Source organism: Aromatoleum toluvorans (assembly GCF_012910905.1).
Lineage (GTDB): Bacteria > Pseudomonadota > Gammaproteobacteria > Burkholderiales > Rhodocyclaceae > Aromatoleum > Aromatoleum toluvorans.
In genome coordinates this window covers 50,647-75,705 of the sequence record NZ_WTVN01000021.1, presented here as the reverse complement: position 1 = coordinate 75,705, position 25,059 = coordinate 50,647, and the positions used below count along the sequence as shown (strand labels likewise).

The 25,059-nt window shown below is 68.6% G+C and carries 18 protein-coding genes and 1 other RNA gene; 15 read left to right on the top strand and 4 right to left on the bottom strand.

All coding sequences use genetic code 11. The features are described 5' to 3' along the window. Positions 1-69: 69 nt before the first annotated feature. The 4 genes from GPA22_RS14265 (at position 70) to GPA22_RS14250 (ending at position 6,761) form a co-directional block, all read left to right on the top strand. Complete coding sequence (locus GPA22_RS14265; protein ID WP_169256726.1) at positions 70-2,247, top strand: putative bifunctional diguanylate cyclase/phosphodiesterase; 2,178 nt, start codon at positions 70-72, stop codon at positions 2,245-2,247. 304 nt (positions 2,248-2,551) lie between these two features. Continuing rightward, positions 2,552-4,240: an AMP-binding protein gene (locus GPA22_RS14260; RefSeq protein WP_169256725.1), complete on the top strand. Its 1,689-nt coding sequence runs from the start codon at positions 2,552-2,554 to the stop codon at positions 4,238-4,240. Between the two features lie 60 nt (positions 4,241-4,300). Beyond that, positions 4,301-4,399, top strand: an RNA gene (gene ffs / locus GPA22_RS14255) — signal recognition particle sRNA small type. Between the two features lie 148 nt (positions 4,400-4,547). After that, positions 4,548-6,761, top strand: coding sequence for a patatin-like phospholipase family protein (locus GPA22_RS14250; protein WP_169256724.1), 2,214 nt, complete (start codon positions 4,548-4,550; stop codon positions 6,759-6,761). Between the two features lie 10 nt (positions 6,762-6,771). Here the strand turns inward: GPA22_RS14250 and cfa are convergent, their stop codons facing one another. Continuing rightward, complete coding sequence (cfa, locus tag GPA22_RS14245; protein WP_169256723.1) at positions 6,772-7,956, bottom strand: cyclopropane fatty acyl phospholipid synthase; 1,185 nt, start codon at positions 7,954-7,956, stop codon at positions 6,772-6,774. Positions 7,957-8,090: 134 nt separating this feature from the next. Between cfa and dnaX the strand changes: the two genes are divergently transcribed. The 8 genes from dnaX to GPA22_RS14205 all read left to right on the top strand — a co-directional run bounded on the left by dnaX (position 8,091) and on the right by GPA22_RS14205 (position 14,984). Next, positions 8,091-10,052 carry a DNA polymerase III subunit gamma/tau gene (dnaX, locus tag GPA22_RS14240; protein WP_169256722.1) on the top strand — a complete coding sequence of 654 codons (1,962 nt, stop codon included), beginning with the start codon at positions 8,091-8,093 and terminating at the stop codon, positions 10,050-10,052. Positions 10,053-10,077: 25 nt separating this feature from the next. Continuing rightward, positions 10,078-10,401 carry a YbaB/EbfC family nucleoid-associated protein gene (locus tag GPA22_RS14235; protein WP_121427542.1) on the top strand — a complete coding sequence of 108 codons (324 nt, stop codon included), beginning with the start codon at positions 10,078-10,080 and terminating at the stop codon, positions 10,399-10,401. After that, positions 10,401-10,997 (top strand): recombination mediator RecR, encoded by a 597-nt coding sequence (gene recR / locus GPA22_RS14230; RefSeq protein WP_169256721.1) that lies wholly within the window; start codon positions 10,401-10,403, stop codon positions 10,995-10,997. Before GPA22_RS14235 ends, recR begins: the two co-directional genes overlap by 1 nt. Positions 10,998-11,192: 195 nt before the next feature. Further along, positions 11,193-11,786 (top strand): ubiquinol-cytochrome c reductase iron-sulfur subunit, encoded by a 594-nt coding sequence (gene petA, locus GPA22_RS14225; RefSeq protein WP_169256720.1) that lies wholly within the window; start codon positions 11,193-11,195, stop codon positions 11,784-11,786. 3 nt (positions 11,787-11,789) lie between these two features. Continuing rightward, positions 11,790-13,058, top strand: coding sequence for a cytochrome b (locus tag GPA22_RS14220; protein ID WP_169256719.1), 1,269 nt, complete (start codon positions 11,790-11,792; stop codon positions 13,056-13,058). Continuing rightward, on the top strand, positions 13,055-13,807 hold the full coding sequence (locus GPA22_RS14215; protein ID WP_169256718.1) for a cytochrome c1: 753 nt from the start codon (positions 13,055-13,057) through the stop codon (positions 13,805-13,807). Before GPA22_RS14220 ends, GPA22_RS14215 begins: the two co-directional genes overlap by 4 nt. Positions 13,808-13,901: 94 nt before the next feature. Continuing rightward, positions 13,902-14,501: a glutathione S-transferase N-terminal domain-containing protein gene (locus tag GPA22_RS14210; RefSeq protein WP_169256717.1), complete on the top strand. Its 600-nt coding sequence runs from the start codon at positions 13,902-13,904 to the stop codon at positions 14,499-14,501. Between the two features lie 24 nt (positions 14,502-14,525). Continuing rightward, positions 14,526-14,984, top strand: a complete 459-nt coding sequence (locus GPA22_RS14205; protein ID WP_169256716.1) for a ClpXP protease specificity-enhancing factor — start codon at positions 14,526-14,528, stop codon at positions 14,982-14,984. Between the two features lie 36 nt (positions 14,985-15,020). Here GPA22_RS14205 and GPA22_RS14200 read toward each other — a convergent pair whose 3' ends face one another. Both GPA22_RS14200 and GPA22_RS14195 read right to left on the bottom strand, forming a co-directional pair. After that, the gene (locus GPA22_RS14200) at positions 15,021-16,217 is read right to left on the bottom strand and encodes a glycosyltransferase (protein WP_169256715.1); all 1,197 of its coding nucleotides are present in this window, start codon (positions 16,215-16,217) and stop codon (positions 15,021-15,023) included. Positions 16,218-16,306: 89 nt separating this feature from the next. Continuing rightward, complete coding sequence (locus GPA22_RS14195; RefSeq protein ID WP_246264383.1) at positions 16,307-17,569, bottom strand: D-amino acid dehydrogenase; 1,263 nt, start codon at positions 17,567-17,569, stop codon at positions 16,307-16,309. A gap of 189 nt (positions 17,570-17,758) precedes the next feature. On the opposite strand from GPA22_RS14195, the gene GPA22_RS14190 reads away from it, so the two are divergent. Continuing rightward, positions 17,759-18,760, top strand: coding sequence for a class 1 fructose-bisphosphatase (locus GPA22_RS14190; protein WP_169256713.1), 1,002 nt, complete (start codon positions 17,759-17,761; stop codon positions 18,758-18,760). A gap of 121 nt (positions 18,761-18,881) precedes the next feature. On the opposite strand, the gene GPA22_RS14185 is transcribed toward GPA22_RS14190, so the two are convergent. After that, positions 18,882-19,361 (bottom strand): winged helix-turn-helix transcriptional regulator, encoded by a 480-nt coding sequence (locus GPA22_RS14185; RefSeq protein ID WP_169256712.1) that lies wholly within the window; start codon positions 19,359-19,361, stop codon positions 18,882-18,884. A 186-nt stretch (positions 19,362-19,547) separates the two neighbouring features. Between GPA22_RS14185 and putA the strand changes: the two genes are divergently transcribed. Together putA and GPA22_RS14175 are read left to right on the top strand one after the other, a co-directional pair. Then, entirely contained in the window at positions 19,548-23,207 is a 3,660-nt protein-coding gene (putA, locus tag GPA22_RS14180; protein WP_211169127.1) for a trifunctional transcriptional regulator/proline dehydrogenase/L-glutamate gamma-semialdehyde dehydrogenase, read from the top strand. 77 nt (positions 23,208-23,284) lie between these two features. Beyond that, positions 23,285-25,054, top strand: coding sequence for an autotransporter assembly complex protein TamA (locus tag GPA22_RS14175; protein WP_169256711.1), 1,770 nt, complete (start codon positions 23,285-23,287; stop codon positions 25,052-25,054). Positions 25,055-25,059 lie beyond the last annotated feature (5 nt).

Genomic DNA, 25,059 nt, shown 5'->3' with positions numbered 1-25,059 from the left:
GTGAGTATTGCTGTAACAAAAGCGTCAAATAATTGACGTCGTGCCGTTACCGTTCCGAAGAAAATCCGAATGACCCCCCTGGCGCCGTTTTCTGCAGCGCACGGTGCGCCCTTGTCTGCCGTTCGCAGCACCGTACTGCCGCCCCATATGGACGGCGGGCGGGTGCTGGCCGTGCTCATCGACAACCTCGACGGCGTCGTGTGCCGCTATGCGATTGACGGGCCCCGGACGATGCGCTTCGTCAGCGAGGGCTCGCGCCGGCTGTTCGGCTATGCCCCGGACGAGTTGAGCAGCGACGACGGGGTGCGCTACGAGAGCCTGATCCATGTCGAGGACCGCGCCCCGGTGCACAGGGAAATCATGCTCGCGCTCGCCGCGGGTTCGCGCTACCGCGTCGAGTATCGGGTGCATTGTCGCGACGGCAGCGTCAAGTGGGTGCTCGAGCGCGGCATGGGCGTCCGGGACGAGGCCGCCCGCCACGTGATCGAAGCCTTCATCGAGGACATCACCGCACAGGTCGAAGCCCGCCAGCGCCTTGCCGAAGCCGAAAGCCGTTACCGCAGCCTGTTCGAGAATTCGGTGATCGGTATCTTCCAGACCATGGCAGAAGGGCGCTACCTCGCCGCCAACGGGGCGCTCGCGCGCATGTACGGCTATGACTCGCCCGAAGCGCTGATCGCCGACCTGCAGGATATCGACCGCCGCCTGTACGTCCTGCCCGGACGGCGCGACGAATTCAAGCGCCAGATCGCCGAGCGCGGCTACGTCAGCGATTTTGAATCCGAGATCTTCCGCCGCGACGGCTCGACCCTGTGGATCGCCGAGACCGCGCATGCCGTCTATGGCGCATACGGCGAGCTGCTGTACTACCAGGGCACCGTGGAAGACATCAGTGTCGCAAAGCGCTACCGCGAGCAGCTCGAACACCAGGCCAACCACGACCCGCTGACGGGCCTGCCCAACCGCAACCTCCTGCGCGACCGCCTGCAGCAGGCGCGTGCCTTTGTCGAGCGCGAAGGCGGCGAGGTCGCGGTGGCCTTCGTCGATCTGGACAACTTCAAGGTCATCAACGACAGCCTCGGCCACGCCACCGGCGATGAACTGCTGCTCGTCACGGCTTCGCGGCTGAAGGGCTGCCTGCGTTCGATCGACACCGTCGCGCGTTACGGCGGCGACGAGTTCGTGCTGATCCTGCACTGCGCGCGCGAGACCGACACCCTGCAGCGCGTTTTCGACCGCGTGCAGCGCGAGGTCGCGCGTCCCGTGCAGCTGGGCGGGCACGAGCTGCAGGTAACCTGCAGCATCGGTGTCGCGATGCTCGACGGCGATCAGGGTGTGGACGAGCTGCTGCAGAACGCCGACGCGGCGATGTATGCGGCGAAATCGGCCGGGCGCGCCACCTTCGCGTTCTACGAAGCCTCGCTCAATTCCGCCGCGGTCGAGCGCCTGCACCTCGAGTCGGCGTTGCGCCACGCGCTGGAGCGCGGCGAGATCGAGGTATATTTTCAGCCCAAGGTGGACGCCAGCGGGCGCGCCTGCTCCGTCGAGGCGCTCTCGCGCTGGGTCGGGAGCGAGTTCGGCGCTGTCTCGCCCGCGACCTTCATTCCCATTGCCGAAGAAGTCGGCCTCATCGAACCGATCACCGAATTCGTGCTGCGCACCGCGTGCAGCCAGGCTGCGCAGTGGCACCGCGCCGGGTTCGGGCCGCTCGCCGTCGCGGTGAACCTCTCGCCGCGGCTCTTCCGCTCCGGCGCCTTCGTCGCGCAGGTCGCGCTCGCGCTCGCCGACTACGGGCTGCCGGCCGAATGCCTGGAACTTGAGATCACCGAAGGCACCCTGATGGACAAGGGCGTCGACGCGCTGGAGCAGCTGCAGGGATTGAAGGCGCTGGGCGTGCGCCTTGCGGTCGACGACTTCGGCACCGGCTATTCCTCGCTCGCCTATCTCGCACGTTTCCCGCTGGACATCCTGAAGATCGACAAGGCCTTCGTGTCGCGCGCCACGGAGGGAACACGCGAGGCGATCCTGTCGCGCGCGGTCGTCACGCTGGGCCGCGACCTCGGCATGCGCGTGGTCGCCGAAGGCGTCGAGACCGAGGCGCAGCGGGAGCTTTTTGCCAGCGCCGGCTGCCACGAGTTCCAGGGTTACCTGTTCGCCCGTCCGCTGAGCGCTTCTTCCGCGGACGCATGGCTCGCAGCCAATACCGCCGCCGTGCCGGCCGCGGCGCCGATCGCGCAGTCCATGTAGCGCGGCGCGAAAAAGGCCGGCCGGCGGGCGAAAGCCTTTCGGATCCCGCGGCCACTTCGTCACGAAAAAGACTTCTCCGCAGTGCAGTCAAAGGGGCGCGAGCCGGTGCCCCGCGCAACATGGTTGCATGACGTTTACGTCAACGTCAAAATACCGCCCGGCGTCCGACAGGGGGCGTCGAAACTCAATCAAAGGCGCCCGCGGCACAACACCCCGGTTGCACGACCGGGGCCTGCGGCAAGCGGGCGTACATCGGGCCCGGCGGAGACGCATCCGCCGCGCCGCTTCTGGGAAAGGAGAGGAAATGACTGCAGTTGCCGAGTTTCTGAAAGCGCGGGACTTCCTGCTGGCCAACCGCACCGACTACGCGACCGCGTACGCCGGCTTCCAGTGGCCGCAGCTTACCGAGTTCAACTGGGCGCTCGATTACTTCGACGCGATGGCCAAGGGCAACGAAAAGCCCGCGCTGTGGATCGTCGAGGAAGACGGCCGCGAATCGAAACTCTCCTTCGCCGAGATGTCGGCCCGCTCGAACCGTGTCGCCAACTGGCTGCGTAGCCAGGGCGTCGCGCGCGGCGACCGCATCCTGATCATGCTCGGCAACGAAGTGCCGCTGTGGGAAACCATGCTCGCCGCGATCAAGCTCGGCGCCGTGGTGATCCCCGCCACCACCCTGCTGACCCCGGACGACCTCGCCGACCGTCTCGAGCGCGGCCAGGTCAAGCACGTCGTGATCGGCAAGGCCCACACCGACAAGTTCGCCGACCTCGCCGGCAGCTACACCCGCGTCAGCGTCGGCAGCGCCACCGCCGGCTGGCTGTCCTTCGAGGACGCCTACGCCGCCTCGCCCGACTTCACGCCGTCGGGCGTCACCAAGGTCACCGACCCGCTGCTGCTGTACTTCACCTCCGGCACCACGTCCAAGCCCAAGCTCGTGCAGCACAGCCACCAGTCCTACCCGGTCGGCCACCTGTCGACGATGTACTGGATCGGCCTGCAGCCCAACGACCGCCACATGAACATCAGCTCGCCGGGCTGGGCCAAGCACGCCTGGAGCTGTTTCTTCGCGCCGTGGAACGCCGGCGCCTGCGTCTTCCTCTACAACTACAACCGCTTCAACGCCAAGGCGCTCCTCGACGTGCTCGTGAAGTTCGAGATCACGACCATGTGCGCGCCCCCGACCGTGTGGCGCATGCTGATCCAGCAGGATCTCGCGTCCGTGAAGACCAACCTGCGCGAACTCATCGGCGCCGGCGAGCCGCTCAACCCCGAAGTCATCGAGCAGGTGAAGAAGGCCTGGGGCATCACGATCCGCGACGGCTTCGGCCAGACCGAAACCACCTGCCAGATCGGCAACACGCCGGGCCAGAAGCTCAAGCCCGGTTCGATGGGCCGCCCGCTGCCCGGCTACACCATCGCGCTGCTCGACGCCGACAGCAAGCCGGCCGAGGAAGGCGAGATCAGCCTCGTGCTCGCGAAGCGCCCGGCCGGCCTGATGCTGGGCTATGCCGGCGACGAGGCCAAGACCGCCGAAGTCATGCGTGACGGCCACTACCGCACCGGCGACGTCGCCAGCATCGACGACGAGGGCTACATCACCTACGTCGGCCGCGCCGACGACGTGTTCAAGGCCTCCGACTACCGCATCAGCCCGTTCGAGCTCGAATCGGTGCTGATCGAGCACCCGGCCGTCGCCGAAGCCGCCGTCGTGCCCAGTCCCGATCCCGTGCGCCTCGCGGTGCCCAAGGCCTACGTGATCCTCGCCGCCGGCCACGAGCCGTCGAAGGAGCTCGCGAAGGACATCTTCGCCTTCACGCGCGACAAGCTCGCCCCGTACAAGCGCATCCGCCGCCTCGAATTCTCCGACCTGCCGAAGACCATCTCCGGCAAGATCCGGCGCGTCGAGCTGAGGAAGAGCGAGGAAGGCAAGGACGCCGCCGCGCGCGGTGCGCTCGAGTTCTTCGAGGAAGACTTCCCCGAGCTGAAGGGCTGATCCATCGCACCACGATGTCGGGAGGCCGGCGGCGGCAATAGCTGCTACAATGCCGCCCGTGGCGGGTCTCCCCGCATTGCAGCGCGGTGAACCTGGTCAGGGCCGGAAGGCAGCAGCCACAGCCGTTCCCTGCAAGTGCCGGGGGTCGGGCTCGCCACCCTCATCCGCAAACGGGCGCCTCCGCAAAGGGGCGCCCGTTTCATTTTGTGCCGCGTTTGCAGACTTCCGTTACCCGCAGGGCGCGCGCGTACGGTATCTTCGTCCTGTCTCCCCCAAGTCCTTCACCGAGCCCTCTGCGAGACCGCGCTTGAAGCTGCGTCACATCGTCCTCTTCCTCCTTTGCCTGGCCGGTGCGGCGGCAGCCCCGTCGCGTTCGGCCGCGGCCGACCCGCCGCCCAAGGGCGTCGCACTGGTGCTGTCCGGTGGCGGCGCGCGCGGTGTCGCCCACGTCGGCGTGCTCAAGGTGCTCGAGGACATGCGCATTCCGGTCGACTGCATCGTCGGCACCTCGATGGGCGCGATCGTCGGCGGCGCGTACGCGGCGGGCATGGAACTGGGCGACATGGTGCGCGAGATCAATGCCGTCGACTGGATCAACCTGTTCGCGAGCAGCGTGCCGCGCGAGGACCAGCCCTTCCGCGACAAGCAGGACGCCGCGCGCAACCGTTCCGCGATCACCCTGGGCTACGGCCGCGGCGGCCTGCGCCTGCCGCAGAGCGCGATCTCCGGGCAGGGGATGGACACCTTCCTGACGCGCCTCGCTGGCGACGCCGAGGTCCTCGACAGCTTCGACAGCCTCGCCCTGCCGTACCGCGCGGTCGCCACCGACCTCGAAACCGGCGAACTGGTGCTGCTCGACAAGGGGCCGCTGTGGCGTGCGATGCGCGCGAGCATGGCGGTGCCCGGCGTGTTCCTGCCGATCGAGAACGACAAGCGTCTGCTCGTCGACGGCGGCCTGGTGATGAACCTGCCCGTCGACATCGGCCGCGAGCTGTGCGGCGGCCGCGTCATCGCCGTGAACCTGGGCACGCCGCCGTACGCCCGCGAACGCCTGCGCTCGGCCACCGACATCGCGCTGCAGGCGATCAACCTCGCGCTCGAACAGAACGTGCGCCAGCAGATCAGCCACCTCGGCCCCGACGACGCCCTCATCCAGGTCGAACTCCCCGGCATCACCTCGCGCGACTTCGAGCGCGCCCTCGAGACCATCCCGTACGGCACCGAGGCCGCGCTGCGTCAGTCGGCCTCGCTCGCGCGCTTCAGCGTGGACGAGGACACCTATGCGAAATGGCAGGCGCTGCGCCAGTTCCGCTGGCACAAGCGCGCCCCCGTGGTCGCCGACATCAAGGTGGAGGGGCTCAAGTTCGTGCCCGAACGCCTCTTCGGCGCGACGCTCACGCAGAAGGTCGGCGAGCCGCTCGACTTCCAGAAGCTCGAACAGGACATCGCCCGCATCTACGAACGCGGCGACTTCGACCGCCTGCGCTACAGCGTGCTGCACGACGGGCCGCGCGCCACGGTGCAGCTCGATGCCGACGAAAAGGCCTCCGGCCCCAACCTGCTGCGCTTCGGCGGCGGCCTCGCGGCCGACTTCGAAGGCGGCTCGCAGGTCGGCCTCTACGCCGGTTTGTCGCGCCGCTGGCTCAACACCCGCGGCGGGCGCTGGGACACCGACCTCCAGCTCGGCACCACGAACCGCATCCGCACCGAGCTTTTCCAGCCGCTCGACCTCGACAGCGGCTGGTTTGTCGCGCCCTCCATCGAGCTCTTCAACCGCGTGCTGCCGGTCTTCGCGGACGAACGCAAGGTGTCGGAGAACAAGGAGAAGGGCGGCCTGATCGGTTTCGATGCGGGCTACGAGGTCGGCATGTGGGGCGAGCTGCGTGCCGGCTGGCGGCGCGGGCGGCGCACCTCGCAGGTCGTCTCCGGGCTCGAGCTGTTCCCGGAGCGGCGGATCGAGGAAGGCTGGGTGCACGCCGGCGCCATCCTCGACCGGCTCGACAGCCCCTTCTTCCCGCGCCGCGGCTATGCAGCCCGTGTGCGCGCGGAGCTGCATTCGCCGACGTTCGGTGCAGATCGTCGCTATTTCTTCACCGAACTCGACGGCGACGTGGCGACCACGGTCGGCGCCAACGTGTTCCGCCTGCACACGCTGTTTGCCGGCAGCCCGGACCGCGACCTCCCGGAGATCGGCCGCACGCTCCTGGGGGGGCCGTTCCGCCTGTCCGGCTACCGCTACGGCGAACTCGCGGCCGACCAGGTCGCGCTCGTCAGCGCCTCCTACTACCGGCAGATCACGCGCCTGCCGGATGCGCTCGGGCGCGGCGTGTATGCCGGCGCATCGGCCGAATGGGCGACGCTGCGCAACCGCGGCCCCTCGGCCATCCCCGACCCGGGCCGGCGCCGCGCCTGGTCGCTGTTCCTCGGCGCCGACACCACGATCGGCCCGATCTACGTCGGCGCGAGCTACCTGCCCGAAGTCGGCGAAGTGCGCTACTACCTGCAGCTGGGTCAGCCCTGAGGCCCGCCGCTCACGCCGGCCGCCGGTAGCCGCCGGGCACGCCTTCGGGCGACAGCACGATCTGCCATAGCTGCATGTCGCGCGCGCGGAAGGCGCCGGCGCAGCAGCGCAGGTAATACGACCACATGCGGTGGAAGCGCTCGCCGTAACGTTCGGCGAAGCGCGGCCACGCGGCCTCGAAGCGCGCATGCCACGCCATCAGCGTGCGGTCGTAGTCGGCGCCGAAGTTGTGCACGTCCTCGATCACGAAGAGTTGCTCGACCGCGCGCGCGATCTGCTGCAGCGAGGGGAGGTCGCCGTTCGGGAAGATATAGCGGTCGATCCACGGGTCGGTGTGGGCGCTGCGGTAGTTGTTGCCGATCGTGTGCAGCAGGAGCAGTCCGCCGGGCCGCAGGCAGCGGCGCGCGACCTCGAAGTAGGTGCGCTGGTTGTGGCGGCCGACATGCTCGAACATGCCGAGGCTGGCGACGCGGTCGAAGGGCTCGTCGATGGCGCGGAAATCCGTCAGGCGGAACTCCACGGGCAGCCCGGCGCAATGCTCGCGCCCGTAGCCGGCCTGCGCCGCCGAGATCGTCAGGCCCACGCACTGCGCGCCGTAACGTTCGGCGGCGAACTTCATCAGGCTGCCCCAGCCGCAGCCGATGTCGAGCAGGCGCATCCCCGGCTGCAGGCCCAGCTTGCGGCAGACCAGATCGAGCTTCGCCTCCTGTGCCGCGGCGAGGTCCTGCGCGTTCGCCCAGTAGCCGCAGGTGTAGGCCATGCGCGGATCGAGCATGGCCTCGAAGAAGTCGTTGCCGAGATCGTAATGCACCTCGCCGACCATTTTCGCCCGGCGCGGGCTCTGCAGGTTCATGAGGTGCGTGCGCAGCACGTGCCCGATGAACTTCGGCGAGCGCACCCGGCGGTCGAGGCGCGCACGCACGATGCGATGGATCATCTCGTCCACCTGCGGCGCGTCCCAGTCGCCGTCCATGTAGCTCTCGCCCAGCCCCAGGCTGCCATGCAGCAGGATCCGGTACGCGGCCTCGGCGCGATGCAGGCGCATGTCCCAGGGGCGGTCGCCATCGAGCCGGACATCGGCTTCGCGCAGCAGATCCGCCAGGAGCTCGACGCTTCGCGTGTGCGCCGGCGCGCGTGCCTCCGCCCCGTCGTTGCCGATGGTCCATTCCGTCGGATTCCGATACCCCTCGGTCATATGCGCCTCCTTGCCCGATTCTTGAAGCCTGGCGTGCCTGTTCGCGATCTTTCGACCATCGAAGGCGGGGCCCCGTTCGCGCAGGCAGCAATCACCCCGGAGCCGGCTCCGGCGCTCTGCTAGAATTCCGCGCCATGAGCTACCAAGTCCTCGCACGCAAGTGGCGGCCGAAATCCTTCGCCACGCTGGTCGGTCAGGAGCACGTCGTCCGCGCGCTCAGCCACGCGCTCGCGACCGGGCGGCTGCATCACGCCTGGCTGTTCACCGGCACGCGCGGCGTGGGCAAGACGACGATCTCGCGCATCCTTGCCAAGGCGCTGAACTGCGAGACCGGCGTCACCGCCGAACCGTGCAACCAGTGCGCCGCCTGCCAGGCGATCGACGCCGACCGCTTTCCCGACTACGTCGAGATGGACGCGGCCTCGAACCGCGGCGTCGAGGACATGGCCGCGCTGCTCGACAAGGCCGTGTATGCGCCGGTGCAGGGGCGCTACAAGGTCTACATGATCGACGAAGTGCACATGCTCACCGGGCACGCCTTCAACGCGATGCTGAAGACCCTCGAGGAACCGCCCGAGCACGTGAAGTTCATCCTCGCGACGACCGATCCGCAGAAGATCCCGGTCACCGTGCTGTCGCGCTGCCTGCAGTTCAACCTCAAGCAGATGCCGCCGGGCCACATCGTCGACCACCTGTCGCGCATCCTCGAGGCCGAGGCGATCCCCTTCGAGGCCCCCGCGCTGCGCCACCTCGCGAAGGCCGCGAGCGGCTCGATGCGCGACGCGCTGTCGCTGCTCGACCAGGCCATCGCCCACGGCTCGGGCAAGGTCGAGGAAGAGCAGGTCACGCACATGCTCGGCACGGTCGGCGACGACCACCTCTACGCGGTGCTCGACGCGCTCGCGGCGGGCGATGTCCCTGCGCTGCTGGCGGTCGCCGACCGCATGGAAACGCGCAGCCTGTCCTTCGATGCCGCGCTGCAGGCGCTCGCGTCGCTGCTCAACCGCATCGCGCTCGCCCAGTTCGCGCCCGCCGCGATCGCCGACGAGGGCGAGCGCCAGCGCGTGCTGCCGTACACCGAGGCCTTCGACGCCGAATTCCTCCAGCTCGCCTACCAGATCGCGATCCACGGCCGCGACGAGCTGCCGCTGGCGCCGGACGACTACGCCGGCTTCACGATGACGCTGCTGCGCCTGCACGCGTTCCGCCCCGACCAGCCACCGGCCCTCGGCAGCCCCGCGGCCGACGGGGGGGGCGGTGGCGCGATGCGCGGCCTGCCGGCGACGCCGTCGCGCGCCATGCCGCCGCCGCGTCCCGTCGCGCAGCCGGCCGCAACCGCCGCGACGCCGGCCGGCATGCCCCCTGTTCCGCCCGCGCCCGCTGCGGCGCCCGCGGAAACCGTCCCGCAGGCAGCCGCACAAGCTCCCGCGGCCGCCCCGTCGTCGGCGGAAAGCCGCGCGGAACCGTCGAACTCGGTGCCGCCCTGGGAAGACCTGCCGCCCGAGGCCTACGCGGGCCACAGTGCCGGGCCGACGGCGCAGTCACCGGAGCCGCAACCGGCGCCGGTTGTGGCTCCCGCACCGGTCGAGGCGGTGCCCGCTGTCGCCGCAGCCCGCAGCGCGGACGCCGTGCCCGCAGCTCCGGCGCTGCCGCCTGCATCCGCGCCCGCATCGCTCCCCGCCGCGGCCGACGAGGGCGCGGCGGCGGACATCTCGTCCGGCAACTGGCACGGCCTCATCCGCCGGCTCGGCCTCGGCGGCATGGTGCGCGAGTTCGCGCAGCACTGCGAGTGGCTGGGCTTCGCCAACGGCGTGATCGAGCTGCGGCTGTCGAACGCTCATCGCCACCTGCTCGACATGAACCCGGGCGTCGTCGAGCGCATCCAGGACCAGCTCGCATCCCTCTACGGCACGCCGCTCCGGCTGCGCGCCACGGTGGGCGCGATCGCGGGCGAAACGCCCGCCCAGCGCGACGAAGCCGACCGCCGCGCGCGCCACGCCGAAGCGGTCGCCTCCCTCGAAAGCGATCCTTTCGTGCGCGAACTGATCGAACGATTCGACGCGACCCTCGTGGAAGCGTCGGTGAAACCTCTTTGAACCCCCGATTGCGGAGAACTCCACCATGATGAAAGGCGGAATTGCCGGCCTGATGAAGCAGGCCCAGCAGATGCAGGAAAACATGAAGAAGATGCAGGACCAGCTTGCCCTCGTCGAAGTCGAGGGGCAGGCGGGCGCCGGCATGGTGAAGATCCTCATGACCTGCAAGCACGACGTTCGCCGCGTCACGATCGATCCCTCGGTGATGGACGACAAGGAAATGCTCGAAGACCTCGTCGCCGCCGCGATGAACGACGCCGTGCGCCGCGCCGAGGCGACCACGCAGGAGAAGATGGCGGGCTTCACGGCCGGCCTCAACCTGCCGCCCGGGATGAAACTCCCGTTCTGATGAGTTCCCCCTCCAGTCTCGACGACCTGATCGAAGCCCTGCGCGCGCTGCCCGGCGTCGGCCCGAAGTCGGCGCAGCGCATGGCCTATCACCTGTTGCAGCGGGACCAGCGCGGCGCCGGCCGGCTCGCGCGGGCGCTCGCGCACGCGCTCGAAGTGCTGCGCCACTGCGAACGCTGCAACACCTTCTCCGAGACCGACGTCTGCCAGCGCTGCGCCAATCCGCAGCGCGACCATTCGCTGCTGTGCGTCGTCGAGATGCCGGCGGACCTCGCGATGATGGAGCAGACCCAGGTCTACAACGGCCTGTACTACGTGCTGATGGGTCGCCTGTCGCCGCTCGACGGCATCGGCCCGCGCGAACTGCGGCTCGACAAGCTGCTCGCGCGCGCGGCCGACGGCGCGGTCGGCGAGGTGATCCTCGCGACCAACTTCACCAACGAAGGCGAAGCCACCGCCCACGTCATCGCCGAACTGCTCGCCGCGCGCGGCGTGAAGGTGAGCCGCCTGTCGCGCGGCGTGCCCGTCGGCGGCGAACTCGAGCACACCGACACGGGCACGATCGCGCAGGCCCTCGTCGAGCGGCGCGCCCTGTAATCAGGCAGTTTGCTGCGGCGCAGAAGCTGCGCTGCAGCATACGACCGTCGTGCGAGCCGCCGCGCCGCGCACCGGCGCGCCCGAAACCAATGTCATTGGCATGATATTGGCATTCCCCCTTTTTTAGTAACGTGATTTTTGCTAGAATCCCGCGGTTTTTGTACCCGAAACGGGGTTCTTTTCAGGGATGAGGTCATGAGCGTGGATCAGAAGATGGACAGTGGCCGCAGGCAGCTGCTGGTCGCGACGTCGGCCGCCGGTGGCGTGGCTGCCGTGGCGACGGCTGTGCCGTTCGTCGCCAGTCTGACGCCGTCCGAGCGTGCGAAGGCTGCAGGTGCTCCGGTCGAGGCGGATGTCGGCAAGCTGGCGCCGGGCGAGATGATGACGGTTGAATGGCGTGGCAAGCCGGTGTGGATTCTGCGCCGGACCCCCGAAATGCTGGCTTCGCTCGACCAGACCGAGAGCGTCGTGAGCGATCCGGAGTCCAACAAGCAGATGCAGCCGGAGTACGCCAAGAACAAGACCCGCTCGATCAAGCCCGAGTACCTCGTTGCCGTCGGCATCTGCACGCACCTGGGCTGCTCGCCGAGCGAGAAGTTCAAGGTCGGCGCCGAAAGCGGCATGGGTGATGACTGGCACGGCGGCTTCCTGTGTCCCTGTCATGGTTCGCGCTTCGACCTGTCGGGCCGCGTGTACAAGAGCATGCCGGCGCCGGACAACCTCGAAATTCCGCCGCACAAGTACCTTTCCGATACGAAGATCCTCATCGGTGACGACTCAAAGGCCTAAGCGATGACCACAAAATCACAACAACTGCTCAACTGGGTCGATGAGCGCTTCCCGCTGACGTCGACCTGGAAGGCGCACCTGTCCGAGTACTACGCGCCCAAGAACTTCAACTTCTGGTACTTCTTCGGCTCGCTCGCGCTGCTGGTGCTGGTGATCCAGATCCTGACCGGCATCTTCCTGGTCATGCACTACAAGCCCGACGCCTCGCTCAACGCCTCCGGCATCCCGGTCGCGTTCGCCAGCGTCGAGTACATCATGCGCGAAGTGCCGGGCGGCTGGCTGATCCGCTACCTGCACTCGACCGGCGCCTCGGCGTTCTTCATCGTCGTGTATCTGCACATGTTCCGCGGCCTGCTTTACGGTTCCTACCGCAAGCCGCGCGAACTGATCTGGATCTTCGGCACCCTGATCTTCCTCGCGCTGATGGCCGAAGCCTTCATGGGCTATCTGCTGCCGTGGGGCCAGATGTCGTTCTGGGGCGCGCAGGTCATCGTGAACCTGTTCTCGGCGATCCCGGTCATCGGTCCCGACCTGTCGCTCGTGATCCGCGGCGACTTCGTCGTGTCCGACGCCACGCTCAACCGCTTCTTCTCCTTCCACGTCATCGCCGTGCCGCTGGTGCTGATCGGCCTGGTGCTCGCGCACATCGTCGCGCTGCACGAAGTCGGCTCGAACAACCCCGACGGCGTCGAGATCAAGAAGAAGAAGGACGCCAACGGCATCCCGCTCGACGGCATCCCCTTCCACCCGTACTACACGGTGAAGGACATCGTCGGCGTGGTCGGCTTCCTGATCTTCTTCTCGGCGATCGTGTTCTTCGCGCCGGAAGGCGGCGGCTACTTCCTCGAATACAACAACTTCATCCCGGCCGACCCGCTGAAGACCCCGCCGCACATCGCTCCGGTGTGGTACTTCACGCCCTTCTACTCGATCCTGCGCGCGGTCACCTACCCGCTGTTCGGCATCGACGCGAAGTTCTGGGGCGTGGTCGCGATGGGCGCCTCGGTCGTCATCATCGCCTTCCTGCCGTGGCTCGACCGCAGCCCGGTGAAGTCGATCCGCTACAAGGGCGGCCTGTTCAAGGGCATCCTCGCGGTCTTCGTCGTCGCCTTCTTCATCCTCGGCTACCTCGGTGTGCTGCCGCCGACCGCCGGTCGCACGCTGGTGTCGCAGATCTGCTCGGTGATCTATTTCGCCTTCTTCCTGGCGATGCCCTGGTACAGCAAAATCGACAAGTGCAAACCCGAACCGGATAGGGTGACTTCCAAATGACTATTAGCGTAATCAAGACCCTGAAGCGCCTGGCCGCTGCGGCGCTGTTCGCGCCGACGCTGGCGCTGGCCGCCGGCGCGGTGCTGCACCTCGACAAGGCGCCGGTGAGCAAGGACCCGGCTGCGCTGCAGGCGGGCGCCAAGACCTTCGTCAACTACTGCATGAACTGCCACAGCGCGAGCTTCGTCCGCTACAACACGCTGACGCAGATCGGCCTCACCGAGCAGGAGATCCGCGACAACCTGATGTTTACGGGCGAGCGCGTCGGCGACCTGATGAAGATCTCGGCCAGCCCGAAGGAGCAGAAGGCCTGGTTCGGCGCGACCCCGCCCGACCTGACCCTGATCGCGCGTCAGCGCGCGTCGGAGTTCGGTAGCGGCGCCGACTGGCTGTACACCTACCTGCGCCAGTTCTACCGCGACCCGAACCGTCCGACGGGCTGGAACAACAAGGTGTTCGAGAACGTCGGCATGCCGCACGTGCTGTGGGAGCTGCAGGGCGAGCAGATCGCCAAGATCAGCGAGCACGACGGCGTCAAGTCGATCGAGCTCGAACTGGCGAAGCCCGGCAAGCTGTCGGCGCAGGAGTATGACAAGACCGTCGCCGACCTGGTCTCCTTCCTCGTGTGGATGGGCGAGCCGGTGGCCGAGAAGCGCAAGACGATCGGTGTCGTCGTGCTGATCTTCCTCGCCGGCCTGTTCGCACTCAGCTTCGCGCTGAAGAAGAACTACTGGAAGGACGTTCATTGAACGTCGGCGCGAACTGATTCGCTGCCTTGAAGTCTGACGCACCACGCGAACCCCGCGTGGTGCGCTTTGTTTTTGTATCGGGAGCTGCAACACCATGATGAACCTGTATTCCGGCACCACCGATCCGTTCAGTCATCGCTGCCGGATCGTGCTGTTCGAAAAAGGGATGGACTTCGAGGTCATCGACGTCGATCTCTACAACAAACCGGAAGATATTGCCGTCATCAATCCGTACAACCGGGTGCCGGTGCTGGTGGACCGCGACCTCGTCCTGTACGAATCGAACATCATCAACGAGTACATCGACGAGCGTTTTCCGCATCCGCAGCTGATGCCGCCCGACCCGATCATGCGCGCCCGCGCCCGCCAGCTGCTGCACACCTTCGAGCACGAGCTGTTCTCGCACATCGACGCGCTGGAAAAGAACCAGAAGGGCATCGTCGACAAGAGCCGCGCCCACGTGCGCGATCAGCTGGTCCAGCTCGCGCCGATCTTCGCCAAGCAGAAGTTCATGCTCGGCGACGAGTTCTCGATGCTCGACGTCGCGATCGCTCCGCTGCTGTGGCGCCTCGAGCACTACGGCATCGAACTGCCGAAGGCCGCGGCGAACCTCATGAAGTACGCCGAGCGCATTTTCAGCCGCCAGGGCTTCATCGACGCCCTGACGCCGTCCGAAAAGGTCATGCGTCGCTGACGCACGGCGAGGCCCGCGTAATCCATGAGCAAGGTATCCACCAAACCCTACCTGGTCCGGGCCATCTACGACTGGTGTCTGGATCAGGGCTTCACGCCCTACGTCGCGGTGGCCGTCGATGAGCGTACGGTCGTCCCGCCGGGCTATGCGCGCGACGGCCAGATCGTGCTCAATCTCGCGCCGGATGCGACCAACCATCTGGTGATGGGTAACGACCTGATCACCTTCCAGGCGCGCTTCGGCGGCGTGGCGCACGCGCTGTCGCTGCCGGTGGCCAACGTGCTCGCGATCTATGCACGCGAGAACGGTCACGGCATGGCGTTCGAACCCGAGATTGCCGAGGCCGATGCGCTGGCGGAAGAGGGCGAGCCGGCCGACGCCGCTCCCGACGCCGGCGCCGGCGGCACGGACGACGGCGGGCCGGATACGCCCCCCGCCGGGGGGCGAGGCGCCGCCCGCAGCCACCTGAAGGTCATCAAGTAATCTGCATCAGGTAGTTTCAGCCGCCGGGTAGTCTCGTCAGGGCAGCTGCGCGGCCGGTGAGTAGCCGGTCTGCGCCGCTGCATTCGCATGCTGGCGGTACACCTGCGCGAGCCGTGCGGCCATCTCGTCGGCACGCCAGCGGCGCGCGTAGTCGCGCGCCTCGTTCCCCATCCGGTCGAGACCGGCCCGGTCGTTCAGCAGGTCGCCAACCACGGCCGCGAACCCCGGCGCATCGTCCGGGGCGATGCGCGCGCCGCACTGCGGATCGAGGATGTCGTGCGTGCCCATGGCCGCAATCGCGACCACGGGGGTGCCCAGCGCCATCGCTTCCAGCAGCACTAGTCCCTGCGTTTCCGTGCGGGACGCGAACACGAAGAGGTCGGCGGCGCGATAGCAGTCGTGGAGCTCGGTGCCGCGGTCGAGGTAACCGAGGAAGCACACATGCCGTTCGAGGCGTCGCCGCTGCACTTCGGCACGTAGCGCACTAACCGCGGGGCCTTCGCCGGTGATCAGCAGCAGCACCGCAGGGTGGGGCTTGCGCAGTTCGTCGACCATCCCGATCAGCAGGCCGATGTTCTTCTCGTGGGCGACCCGTCCGACGTACAGCAGCACCTGCCGGTCGGGCGCGATACCGTGACGCTCGCGGAAGGCGATGCCATCTCCGCCGACGAACTGTTCCGCGGGCAGGCCGGTCGGCAGGATTTCGCGCGGCCGGGTGACGCCGTAGCCGGCGAGGACGCGCTCCATCGCGCTGGACGGCACGACGACGGCGTCCATGTCGTTGCACTGGCTGCGCGTGAAGTGGCGCGCGAGTAGGCGCAGCGTCGCGCGCGGCAGGAAGCGCACGTAGTGGAAGAGATATTCCTCGAAGAAGGTGTGATAGGTCGAGATGCAGGGCAGCCCGAGCTCGCGCGCGAGGGCGCGTCCGGCGTAGTGGGCGACGAAGGGCGTGTGGATGTGCACGAGGTCGTAGTTGCACGTGCGCAGGCGCTCGGCCAGCGCGCGGACCGCGCCCGCCCGCATGACGCGGTCCTCGGGATCGAAGGGCAGGTAGCGCGACGGCACGCGCACGATGTCGAGCGCTGCGTCGTCGGGTGGCGCGCCGGGATAGTCGGGGGCGATCAGGGTGCTGGTGACGCCCTGCGCCGCCAGCGCGTGGCGGAAGGTCTGGATCGACGTGCTCACGCCGTTGATGCGCGGGAAATACACGTCAGAGATCATCAGGATGTTCATGGGCCGGGTCCGGTGAGCCAGGCCCCCAATCTAGGTCATCGGCGTGACCGTTTCGTTGCAGCGAAATGCCGGCGCGCGGCCCGGCCGGCTCACCGCCCCGCGAGGAAGGGGAAGTGCTCGACCGGCGGGCGGCGGCCGGACATGAGGTCGGCGAGGGCGCTCGCGGAGCCGCAGGCCAGCGTCCAGCCGAGCGTGCCGTGACCGGTGTTGTACCAGAGGCGGGAAATGCGGCTGCGTCCGATCAGCGGGATGTTGCCGGGCGTCGCCGGGCGCAGGCCGGTCCAGGGCTCGGCGCGCGTGAGGTCGGCGGCGCCGGGGAAGCGCGCTTCGACCCAGTCCAGGATGGCCTGGCAGCGTGTCGCGTTGATGCGGGTGTCGAAGCCGTTGAGCTCCGCGGTGCCGGCCACGCGAAGCCGGTCGCCGAGGCGCGAGCAGACGATGCGGCGCGATTCGTCGGTGATGCTGACGCTGGGCGCGCGCGCAGGATCGGCCACGGGCGCGGTGATCGAGTAGCCCTTGACCGGATAGATCGGCAGGGTCTCGCCCAAGGGGGCGACGAGGGCGCGGCCGTAGCTGCCGAGGCAGACGACGTAGGCGTCGGCGATGAGGGCCCCGGCGCGGCCCTGCGCGTCGCGCACTGCGACCGCGTCGATGGCGCCGTGCGTGCATGACAGGCCGGTGATCGTCGTGTCGTAATGAAAGCGCACACCGGCTTCTTCCGCGCGCCGCGCGAGCGCCTGCGTGAAGCGGCAGGCGTCGCCGGATTCGTCGCCGGGAGCATACAGCCCGCCGGCTATCTGCGGCCGCGCACCGGCGAGTGCCGGTTCGAGGGCCACGCATTCGTCGGCATCGCAGGCGCGTGCGAGGATGCCGTATTCGGCGAGCTCATCGACGCGTCCGCGGGCGTGCGCAAACTCGGCCGGCGTGAAGAAAAGGTGCAGGATGCCCCGTTCGAGGTGGTCGTAAGCGAGGCCGGTGTCGGCGCGTAGCGCCCGCAGCATCCGGCCGCTATGCACGGCGAGGCTGGCGATCGCCGCCGTGTTGCGCCGGGTGCGCCCGGGCAGGCATTCGCGCAGGAAGGCGAACGCCCAGCGCCACTGGGCGCTGTCGGCGTGCGGGCGGAAGAGGAGCGGGGCGTCCTCGCGCCCGAGCCAGCGCAGCGCGGTGAGCGGGGCGCCGGGGTTCGCCCACGGCTCGGGGTGGCTGATGGAGATCTGGCCGCCGTTGGCACGGCTGGTTTCCAGCGCCGCCTGGGGTTCGCGATCGACGACGCTGACTTCGAATCCCGCCCTGGCGAGGTACCAGGCGGTGGTGACGCCGGTGACGCCGGCGCCGAGAACCAGAACGCGCATAGGTGTGATGGACTTTTGCGGACGCCGCCGCTGCGGGGAGGCCCGCCGAACGGTGATCATAACCCCCTTCGCGCGGGACGGGGCGCGGATCTTGATGCGCTCGGCGGCGGTACGCGGGATAATCCGTCCTTTCCGCTTTGCACCACCATCTGCAATCCGGCCCGGCCGGAGCCAAAAGGAGTCAAATTCATGCGACGCGTCACGCTAACCCAGTTCCTGATCGAGCAGCAGCGCGCGGGCCGGACCACGCCCGAGCTGCGTCTGCTGATCGAGGTCGTCGCCCGCGCGGTGAAGGCGATCAGCGTCAATGTGTCGAAGGGCGCGCTGGCCGGGGTGCTGGGCGAAGCCGGTACCGACAACGTGCAGGGCGAGGCCCAGAAGAAGCTGGACGTGATCGCGAACGAGATCCTGCTGCAGGCCAACGAGTGGGGCGGCCACCTCGCGGCGATGGCCTCCGAGGAGGTGGAGGAGGTGCACCAGATCCCCTTCGACTATCCGAAGGGCGGCTACCTGCTGCTGTTCGATCCGCTCGACGGTTCGTCGAACATCGACGTGAACATCTCGGTCGGCACGATCTTTTCGGTGCTGCGCAATCCCGAGGGGGAGGGCGAGCCGACGGAGCAGAACTTCCTGCAGCCGGGCCGCGAGCAGGTCGCCGCGGGGTATGCGCTGTACGGGCCGTCGACGCTGCTGATCCTGACCGTGGGCAACGGCGTGCATGGCTTCACGCTGGACCGCGAGATGGGCAGCTTCATCTACACGCATCCGTTCATGACGGTGCCGAGCGAGACGCAGGAGTTTGCGATCAACGCGTCGAACGCGCGCTTCTGGGAGCCGCCGGTGCAACGTTACGTCGCCGAGCTGCAGGCGGGCAAGACCGGGCCGCGCGGCAAGGATTTCAACATGCGCTGGGTGGCGTCGATGGTCGCGGACGTACATCGCATCCTGACCCGCGGCGGCGTCTTCATGTATCCGCTCGACGAGAAGTGCCGCGACAAGGGCGGAAAGCTGCGCCTGATGTACGAGGCGAACCCGATGGCGATGATCGTCGAGCAGGCCGGCGGCGCGGCGACAACGGGGCGCGAACGGATCCTCGATGTTCAGCCCAGCAAGCTGCACCAGCGCGTGCCGGTGGTTCTCGGCTCGGCGGCGGAAGTGGAGCGGGTGACGAAGTACCACCTGGAAGCCTGAGTTGGGCGAAGGCGCCCCGGCGGGGCGCCCGCCCGAGCGCCTGCCCGGCAGAGGGCGCCGGATCGCGGGGTGGTTCACGCAGGCACGAACCAAGCTCTCCTCGGTGCTCCCTCCAAAATCCTCACCCCGACCGTCGCCCCTCGCCGGTCCGGACCTCGATCGTTTTCTCGTCCTTCACCACTTCCATCACCACATAGGTGTGCGTCTGCTTGACGCACGGCAACTCGGAGATCTTCTCGCCGAGCACGCTGCGGTAGGTCTGGATGTCCCGCGTGCGCACCGTCAACAGGTAGTCGAAGTCGCCCGCGATCATCTGGCAGGTCTGGATCTCGGGGATGCGCTGCACTGCCTCGTTGAAGAGCTTCAGCTCGTGCGCGGTCGTGCCGCTCAGGAGCACCTGCACGATCACGACGTGCGAGCGGTCCATCGCGACGGGGTCGAGGTCCGCGTGGTAGCCGCGGATGACACCGCTTTCCTCCAGCTTGCGCACGCGCTCGGCGCACGGCGTCTTGCTCAGGCCGACGCGGCGTGCGAGTTCGACGAATGACAGACGGGCGTCCTTCTGGAGTTCGGCGAGAATCTTGAGATCTATGCGGTCCATTCCGTTCGCGTGTCGTCGAATCGTCTGAAAATGATAGTTGTGACAGGAATTATGGCTTATTGGAGGCGAATTTCGGAGCCATAAACTACGATGTCGGGTGAAGAATCGGGTCTTCGACGGGCGAGGTCGCCTGTCCGGGCCGGCGGCGGGAGATCCGCCGGCAATCCTTAGCGGAGTCTTGCGTCCATGAGCACCCAGAATAATCCCACCGTTCTTGCCGCACTGCCTGTCGAACCGCGCCCGGCGCTGCGTCAGCGCATCTTCGACGCCTATCGCAGCCCCGAGCCCGAATGCGTTCCGCCGCTCGTCGACGCCGCGCGCGTCGACGCGACGTTGCAGCGGCGCATCCACGATCTCGCGCGCCAGCTCGTCGTCGGCCTGCGCTCCAAGCGCGCCCGTTCGAGTGGCGTCGATGCACTGATGAAGGAGTTTTCGCTGTCGAGCCAGGAGGGCGTCGCGCTGATGTGCCTCGCCGAGGCGCTGCTGCGCGTGCCGGACAAGGCGACGGCGGATCGCCTGATCCGTGACAAGCTCGCGCGCGGCGACTGGCGCGCGCACCTCGGCCAAAGCCCGTCGCTGTTCGTGAATGCGGCGACCTGGGGGCTGCTGATCACCGGGCGGCTGGTCGCGACGCGCAGCGAGGAAGGGCTGGCGAGCGCGTTGTCGAAGCTGCTGACGCGCGGCGGCGAGCCGCTGATCCGCAAGGGCATGGATCTGGCGATGCGCCTGCTGGGCGAGCAGTTCGTGACCGGGCGGACGATCGAGGAGGCGCTGGAGCGCGGCCGCGAGCGCGAAGGACGCGGCTACCGCTATTCCTTCGACATGCTGGGCGAAGCCGCGATGACCGCGGCGGACGCCGAGCGCTACTACCAGGATTACGAGCACGCGATCCATGCGATCGGCAACGGCTCGGCGAAGCGTGGCGTGGTCGACGGCAACGGCATCTCGGTGAAGCTCTCGGCGCTGCATCCGCGCTACCACTGGGCGCAGCGCGAGCGCGTGATGGGTGAGCTGCTGCCCCGGCTCAGGCAGCTGTGCGAACTCGCGCGCGGCTACGACATCGGCCTCAACATCGACGCCGAGGAGGCCGACCGGCTGGATATCTCGCTGGATCTCCTCGAGGCGCTGGTCGAGGACCCCGATCTCGCGGGCTGGGACGGCATCGGTTTCGTCGTGCAGGCCTACCAGAAGCGCGCACCTTTTGTGATCGACTGGATCGCCGATCTCGCCCGCCGCAAGGAGCGCCGCCTGATGGTGCGCCTGGTGAAGGGCGCGTACTGGGACGCCGAGATCAAGCGTGCGCAGATCGACGGGCTGGAGGGCTATCCGGTCTATACGCGCAAGGTGTACACGGACGTGTCCTACCTCGCCTGCGCGAAGAAGCTTCTGGCCGCGCGCGACGTGATCTATCCGCAGTTCGCGACGCACAACGCGCACTCGATGGCCTCGATCATGCACATGGCCGAGGGCGATTATCGCAAGGGTGACTACGAGTTCCAGTGCCTGCACGGCATGGGCGAGCCGCTGTACGACCAGATCGTCGCCGACCCGGCGCTGAGCCGCCTGGTGCGCATCTACGCGCCGGTGGGCAGCCACGAGACCCTGCTCGCGTACCTCGTGCGCCGCCTGCTGGAGAACGGCGCGAACACCAGCTTCGTGAACCTGATCGTGGATGAGAACGTGCCGGTCGAGGAACTTGTGCGCGATCCGGTGGCGCTGGCCGAGCCACTCGCCGGCTCGCCGCATCCGCGCATCGCGCTGCCGAAGGACCTGTACGGCCAGGGGCGGCGCAATTCGCAGGGCTTCGACCTGTCGAGCGAGCCGGTACGCTCGGCCATCGCCGCGGCGCTGGCGGCAAGCCGCAAGCTGCGCCATGCGGCCGGACCGCTCGTGGCCGGCGTCGTCGTCGCCGGGTCGCCACAGCCGGTGCGCAATCCGGCCGATCTCGAGGACATCGTCGGTGAAGTCATCGAAGCCGATCTGGCGGAAGTCGAGGCCGCATTGCGTGCCGCCGAGGCGGGGGCGCACGACTGGGCGGTGCGTTCGCCCGTGCAGCGCGCCGAGTGCCTGGAGCGCACGGCCGACCTCCTCGAGCGCGACGGCCCCGCGCTGATCGCGCTGGCCGTGCGCGAGGCGGGCAAGTCGTGGTCGAACGCGATCGCCGAGTTGCGCGAAGCCGTGGATTTCTGCCGCTACTACGCGCAGCAGGCGCGCGAACTGGACAACGGGCTGCATCAGCCGCTGGGGCCGGTGCTGTGCATCAGCCCGTGGAACTTCCCGCTCGCGATCTTCACCGGCCAGGTGGCTGCGGCGCTCGTCGCGGGCAACCCGGTGCTGGCGAAGCCGGCCGAGCAGACGCCTCTGATCGCCGCGTGGGCGGTGCGCCTGTTCCGCGAGGCGGGCGTGCCGGAAGCGGCGGTGCAGCTGCTGCCGGGCCGCGGCGAGATCGTCGGTGCGGCGCTGGTGCGCGATGCGCGCGTGCGCGGCGTGATGTTCACCGGTTCGACCGAGGTCGCGATGATCATCAACCGCACGCTCGCGGAGCGCGGCGGCGACGTACCGCTGATCGCCGAGACCGGCGGCCAGAACGCGATGATCGTCGATTCGACGGCGCTGCCCGAGCAGGTCGTCGGCGACGTGCTCGCGTCGAGCTTCGATTCGGCCGGCCAGCGCTGCTCCGCGCTGCGCGTGCTGTGCCTGCAGGAGGATATCGCCGATCGCGTGGTCGAGATGATCGAAGGCGCGACGCGCGAACTGAAGGTCGGCAACACCGCGGACGTGCGCGCGGACATCGGTCCGGTGATCGATGCCGAGGCGCAGGCGGGGCTGGCGCGCCACATCGAGGCGATGCGCAGCGGCGGCGCGAAGCTGACCCAGCTGCCGGTGCCGGAAGCCTGCGCGAAGGGCACTTTCATCCCGCCGACGATGATCGAGATCGATTCGCTCGCGCAGCTGCAGCGCGAAGTGTTCGGCCCGGTGCTGCACGTGCTGCGCTTTGCCGCGAGTGATCTGCCGCGAGTGGTCGACGAGATCAATGCGAGCGGTTACGGCCTCACGCTGGGCATCCACTCGCGCATCGACGAGACGATCAACGACATCGTCGCGCGTGCCCACGTCGGCAACATCTACGTGAACCGCAACATGATCGGCGCAGTCGTCGGCGTGCAGCCCTTCGGCGGCGAGGGGCGTTCCGGCACCGGGCCGAAGGCGGGCGGCCCCCTGTACCTGCACCGCCTGCTGCGCCGCAGTCCGGGGGCGGAGTTTGCGACAGCGGTCGCGGTGCCGAACCTCTTCGAACGCTTCGCCGGCTGGGTCGATGAAGCGGGCCGCGCGCTGGTCGAGGGCGACGACACGATGGCGCTGCGCGTGCGCGCCGAAGCCTATCGCAGCCATCACCTCGCCGACCTGCGCCTCGCGCTGCCCGGGCCGACCGGCGAGGACAACAGCCTGAGCTTCAAGCCGCGCGGCGTCGTCGCGGCGGTCGCCGGCGCGATGGCGGGGTACTTCCATCAGCTGATGGCGGCGCTGGCGACGGGCAACCGCGTGGTGCTCGGCGACGATGCGCTCGCCCGCAAGCTCGTTGCGGCGCTTCCCGCAGAAGTGGCGCAGCGTGTGAGCATCGACGCGAAGTGGTTCGACGGCGACTTCGGTGCGCTGCTCTTCGACGGCAGCGACGAGCAGGCCGACGCGTGGCGCGTGCGTCTCGCGCGCCGCGACGGCCCCATCCTGCCGCTCGCGCGCCCGCAGCCCGAGTACGACCTCGGCCGCCTCGTGGCCGAGCGCACCGTGAGCATCAACACCGCGGCCGCGGGCGGCAATGCCAGCCTGATGGCCATGGGCAACTGAGGCAAGGGACGGTAACGGCGCGCAACACCGGCGCCGTCTGCCCCCGGCAGGCGGTCGCAGGCCGGTACAATCCGGTCATGACCGCCTACCGCGCCCGAGCCTTCGGCGAGGGCCTGCTCCTCGCGCTGTGCCTTGCGCTGCTGGCTCCCGTGGCCGGGGCGCAGCAGCCGCTGCGCGTGGCGCTGGACGCCCCCGACAGCGTGCGCCCGCTGCTCGAACGTCATCTGCGCATCCTCCACCGTTCCGACCAGATCCTGCCCGAAGCGCGTGCGGATCGCCTCGCACTCGCGCGCCGCACGCGCCGCGAGGTGGCGGACCTGCTGGCGACCGAAGGCTATTTCTCGCCGGAGGTGCGCCTCGATCGCGAGGATGCCGATGACTGGAAGCTCACCGTCGTGCCCGGCACGCCGGCGAAGGTCGCCGCCGTCGACGTGCAGTTCGACGGCGCGCTCGGCGGTGAGGGAGAGGCACTCGCGGCGCGGCGCGCGGAGCTGAGGAAGGCCTGGGCGCTGGTGGCCGGGCAGGTGTTTCGCCAGTCGGCGTGGGACGACGCCAAGCGGCGCCTCCTCGACGAGGTCGCGGCGCGCGATTACGCGGCGGCGCGCATCGCCGACAGCCGCGCCGAGGTCGACCCCGAATCGGCGACCGTGCGGCTCTCGGTGACCGTTGACTCCGGTCCGCCCTTCTTCCTCGGTCCGATCGAGGTGTCAGGGCTGAAGCACCTGCCCCCCGACCTGGTGCAGCGCTTCAGCACGCTGCAGCCGGGGCGCCCCTTCAACCAGGACGAGCTGCTGGCCTTGCAGAGCACGCTGCAGAATGTGCCGCAGCTGGCCTCCGTGGTCGTCGACGTCGAGCGCGACCCGGCGCTCGCCGCGGCGGTGCCGGTGCGCGTGCAGGTGACCGAGGCGCGTTCGCGCCAGCTCGGTTTCGGCGCCGGCTATTCGAGCAACACCGGGTTTCGCGGCGAGATCAGCTGGCGCGACGTGAATCTGTTCGGCCGCGGCTGGGAGCTCGCCAGCGCCCTGCGCATCGAGCAGCTGCGCCAGACCGTGTTCGCCGACGTGTTCCTGCCGCCGACGGGCGGGACCCATCGCGACAGTGTCGGCGCCGCGGCCGAGCGCAGCACGGTCGAAGGGCTCACGCTCTCGACCCAGGCGGTGGGCGTCGCGCGCACGAACAAGCGCAGCGTCACCGGCGGCTCGATCGATACACGCCTGGCGCTGCGCCTGCAGCAGGAGGAGCGCAAGCCCGACGGCGGCGAGACGACCCGGCGCAAGGCGCTGACGCTGAACTGGTCGTGGACGCGGCGCGCGGTCGATGACGCACTCGATCCGCGGCGCGGTGACGTGCTGCAGCTGGAGATCGGCGGCGGCGCGCGGGCGCTGCTGTCGGACCAGAACTTCGTGCGCCTGTATGGGCGTTACGTGCGCTATGTGCCGATGGCGACGCGCGACGTGCTGATCCTGCGCGCCGAGGGCGGGGCGACGCTGGCGAAGAGCCGCGACGGCGTGCCGCAGGATTTCCTCTTCCGCACCGGCGGCACGCAGACGGTGCGCGGCTACGCGTACCAGAGCCTGGGGGTGCGGGAGGCCGATGCGACCGTGGGCGGGCGCTATCTCGCGACCGCGAGCGCGGAATATGTGCATTGGTTCCGCCCGCAATGGGGAGCCGCGGCCTTCGTCGACATGGGCAACGCGGCCGACGATCGCGACACCTTCGAGCTCAAGCAGGGCTACGGCGTCGGCGCGCGCTGGAAGAGTCCGGCCGGGCCGATCGCGCTGGACGTGGCCTGGGGACAGGCCGACCAGCGCCTGCGCCTGCACTTCGGCATCGCGGTCGCGTTCTGAGCGGC

Coding starts and splice junctions, on each gene's coding strand:
- GPA22_RS14215 (WP_169256718.1), top strand. CDS start 13,055: ATGACTATTAGCGTAATCAAGACCCTGAAGCGCCTGGCCGCTGCGGCG.
- GPA22_RS14175 (WP_169256711.1), top strand. CDS start 23,285: ATGACCGCCTACCGCGCCCGAGCCTTCGGCGAGGGCCTGCTCCTCGCG.
- recR (WP_169256721.1), top strand. CDS start 10,401: ATGAGTTCCCCCTCCAGTCTCGACGACCTGATCGAAGCCCTGCGCGCG.
- GPA22_RS14195 (WP_246264383.1), bottom strand. CDS start 17,569: ATGCGCGTTCTGGTTCTCGGCGCCGGCGTCACCGGCGTCACCACCGCC.
- GPA22_RS14185 (WP_169256712.1), bottom strand. CDS start 19,361: ATGGACCGCATAGATCTCAAGATTCTCGCCGAACTCCAGAAGGACGCC.
- GPA22_RS14220 (WP_169256719.1), top strand. CDS start 11,790: ATGACCACAAAATCACAACAACTGCTCAACTGGGTCGATGAGCGCTTC.
- GPA22_RS14200 (WP_169256715.1), bottom strand. CDS start 16,217: ATGAACATCCTGATGATCTCTGACGTGTATTTCCCGCGCATCAACGGC.
- GPA22_RS14235 (WP_121427542.1), top strand. CDS start 10,078: ATGATGAAAGGCGGAATTGCCGGCCTGATGAAGCAGGCCCAGCAGATG.
- petA (WP_169256720.1), top strand. CDS start 11,193: ATGAGCGTGGATCAGAAGATGGACAGTGGCCGCAGGCAGCTGCTGGTC.
- GPA22_RS14210 (WP_169256717.1), top strand. CDS start 13,902: ATGATGAACCTGTATTCCGGCACCACCGATCCGTTCAGTCATCGCTGC.
- GPA22_RS14260 (WP_169256725.1), top strand. CDS start 2,552: ATGACTGCAGTTGCCGAGTTTCTGAAAGCGCGGGACTTCCTGCTGGCC.
- GPA22_RS14265 (WP_169256726.1), top strand. CDS start 70: ATGACCCCCCTGGCGCCGTTTTCTGCAGCGCACGGTGCGCCCTTGTCT.
- putA (WP_211169127.1), top strand. CDS start 19,548: ATGAGCACCCAGAATAATCCCACCGTTCTTGCCGCACTGCCTGTCGAA.
- cfa (WP_169256723.1), bottom strand. CDS start 7,956: ATGACCGAGGGGTATCGGAATCCGACGGAATGGACCATCGGCAACGAC.
- GPA22_RS14190 (WP_169256713.1), top strand. CDS start 17,759: ATGCGACGCGTCACGCTAACCCAGTTCCTGATCGAGCAGCAGCGCGCG.
- GPA22_RS14205 (WP_169256716.1), top strand. CDS start 14,526: ATGAGCAAGGTATCCACCAAACCCTACCTGGTCCGGGCCATCTACGAC.
- dnaX (WP_169256722.1), top strand. CDS start 8,091: ATGAGCTACCAAGTCCTCGCACGCAAGTGGCGGCCGAAATCCTTCGCC.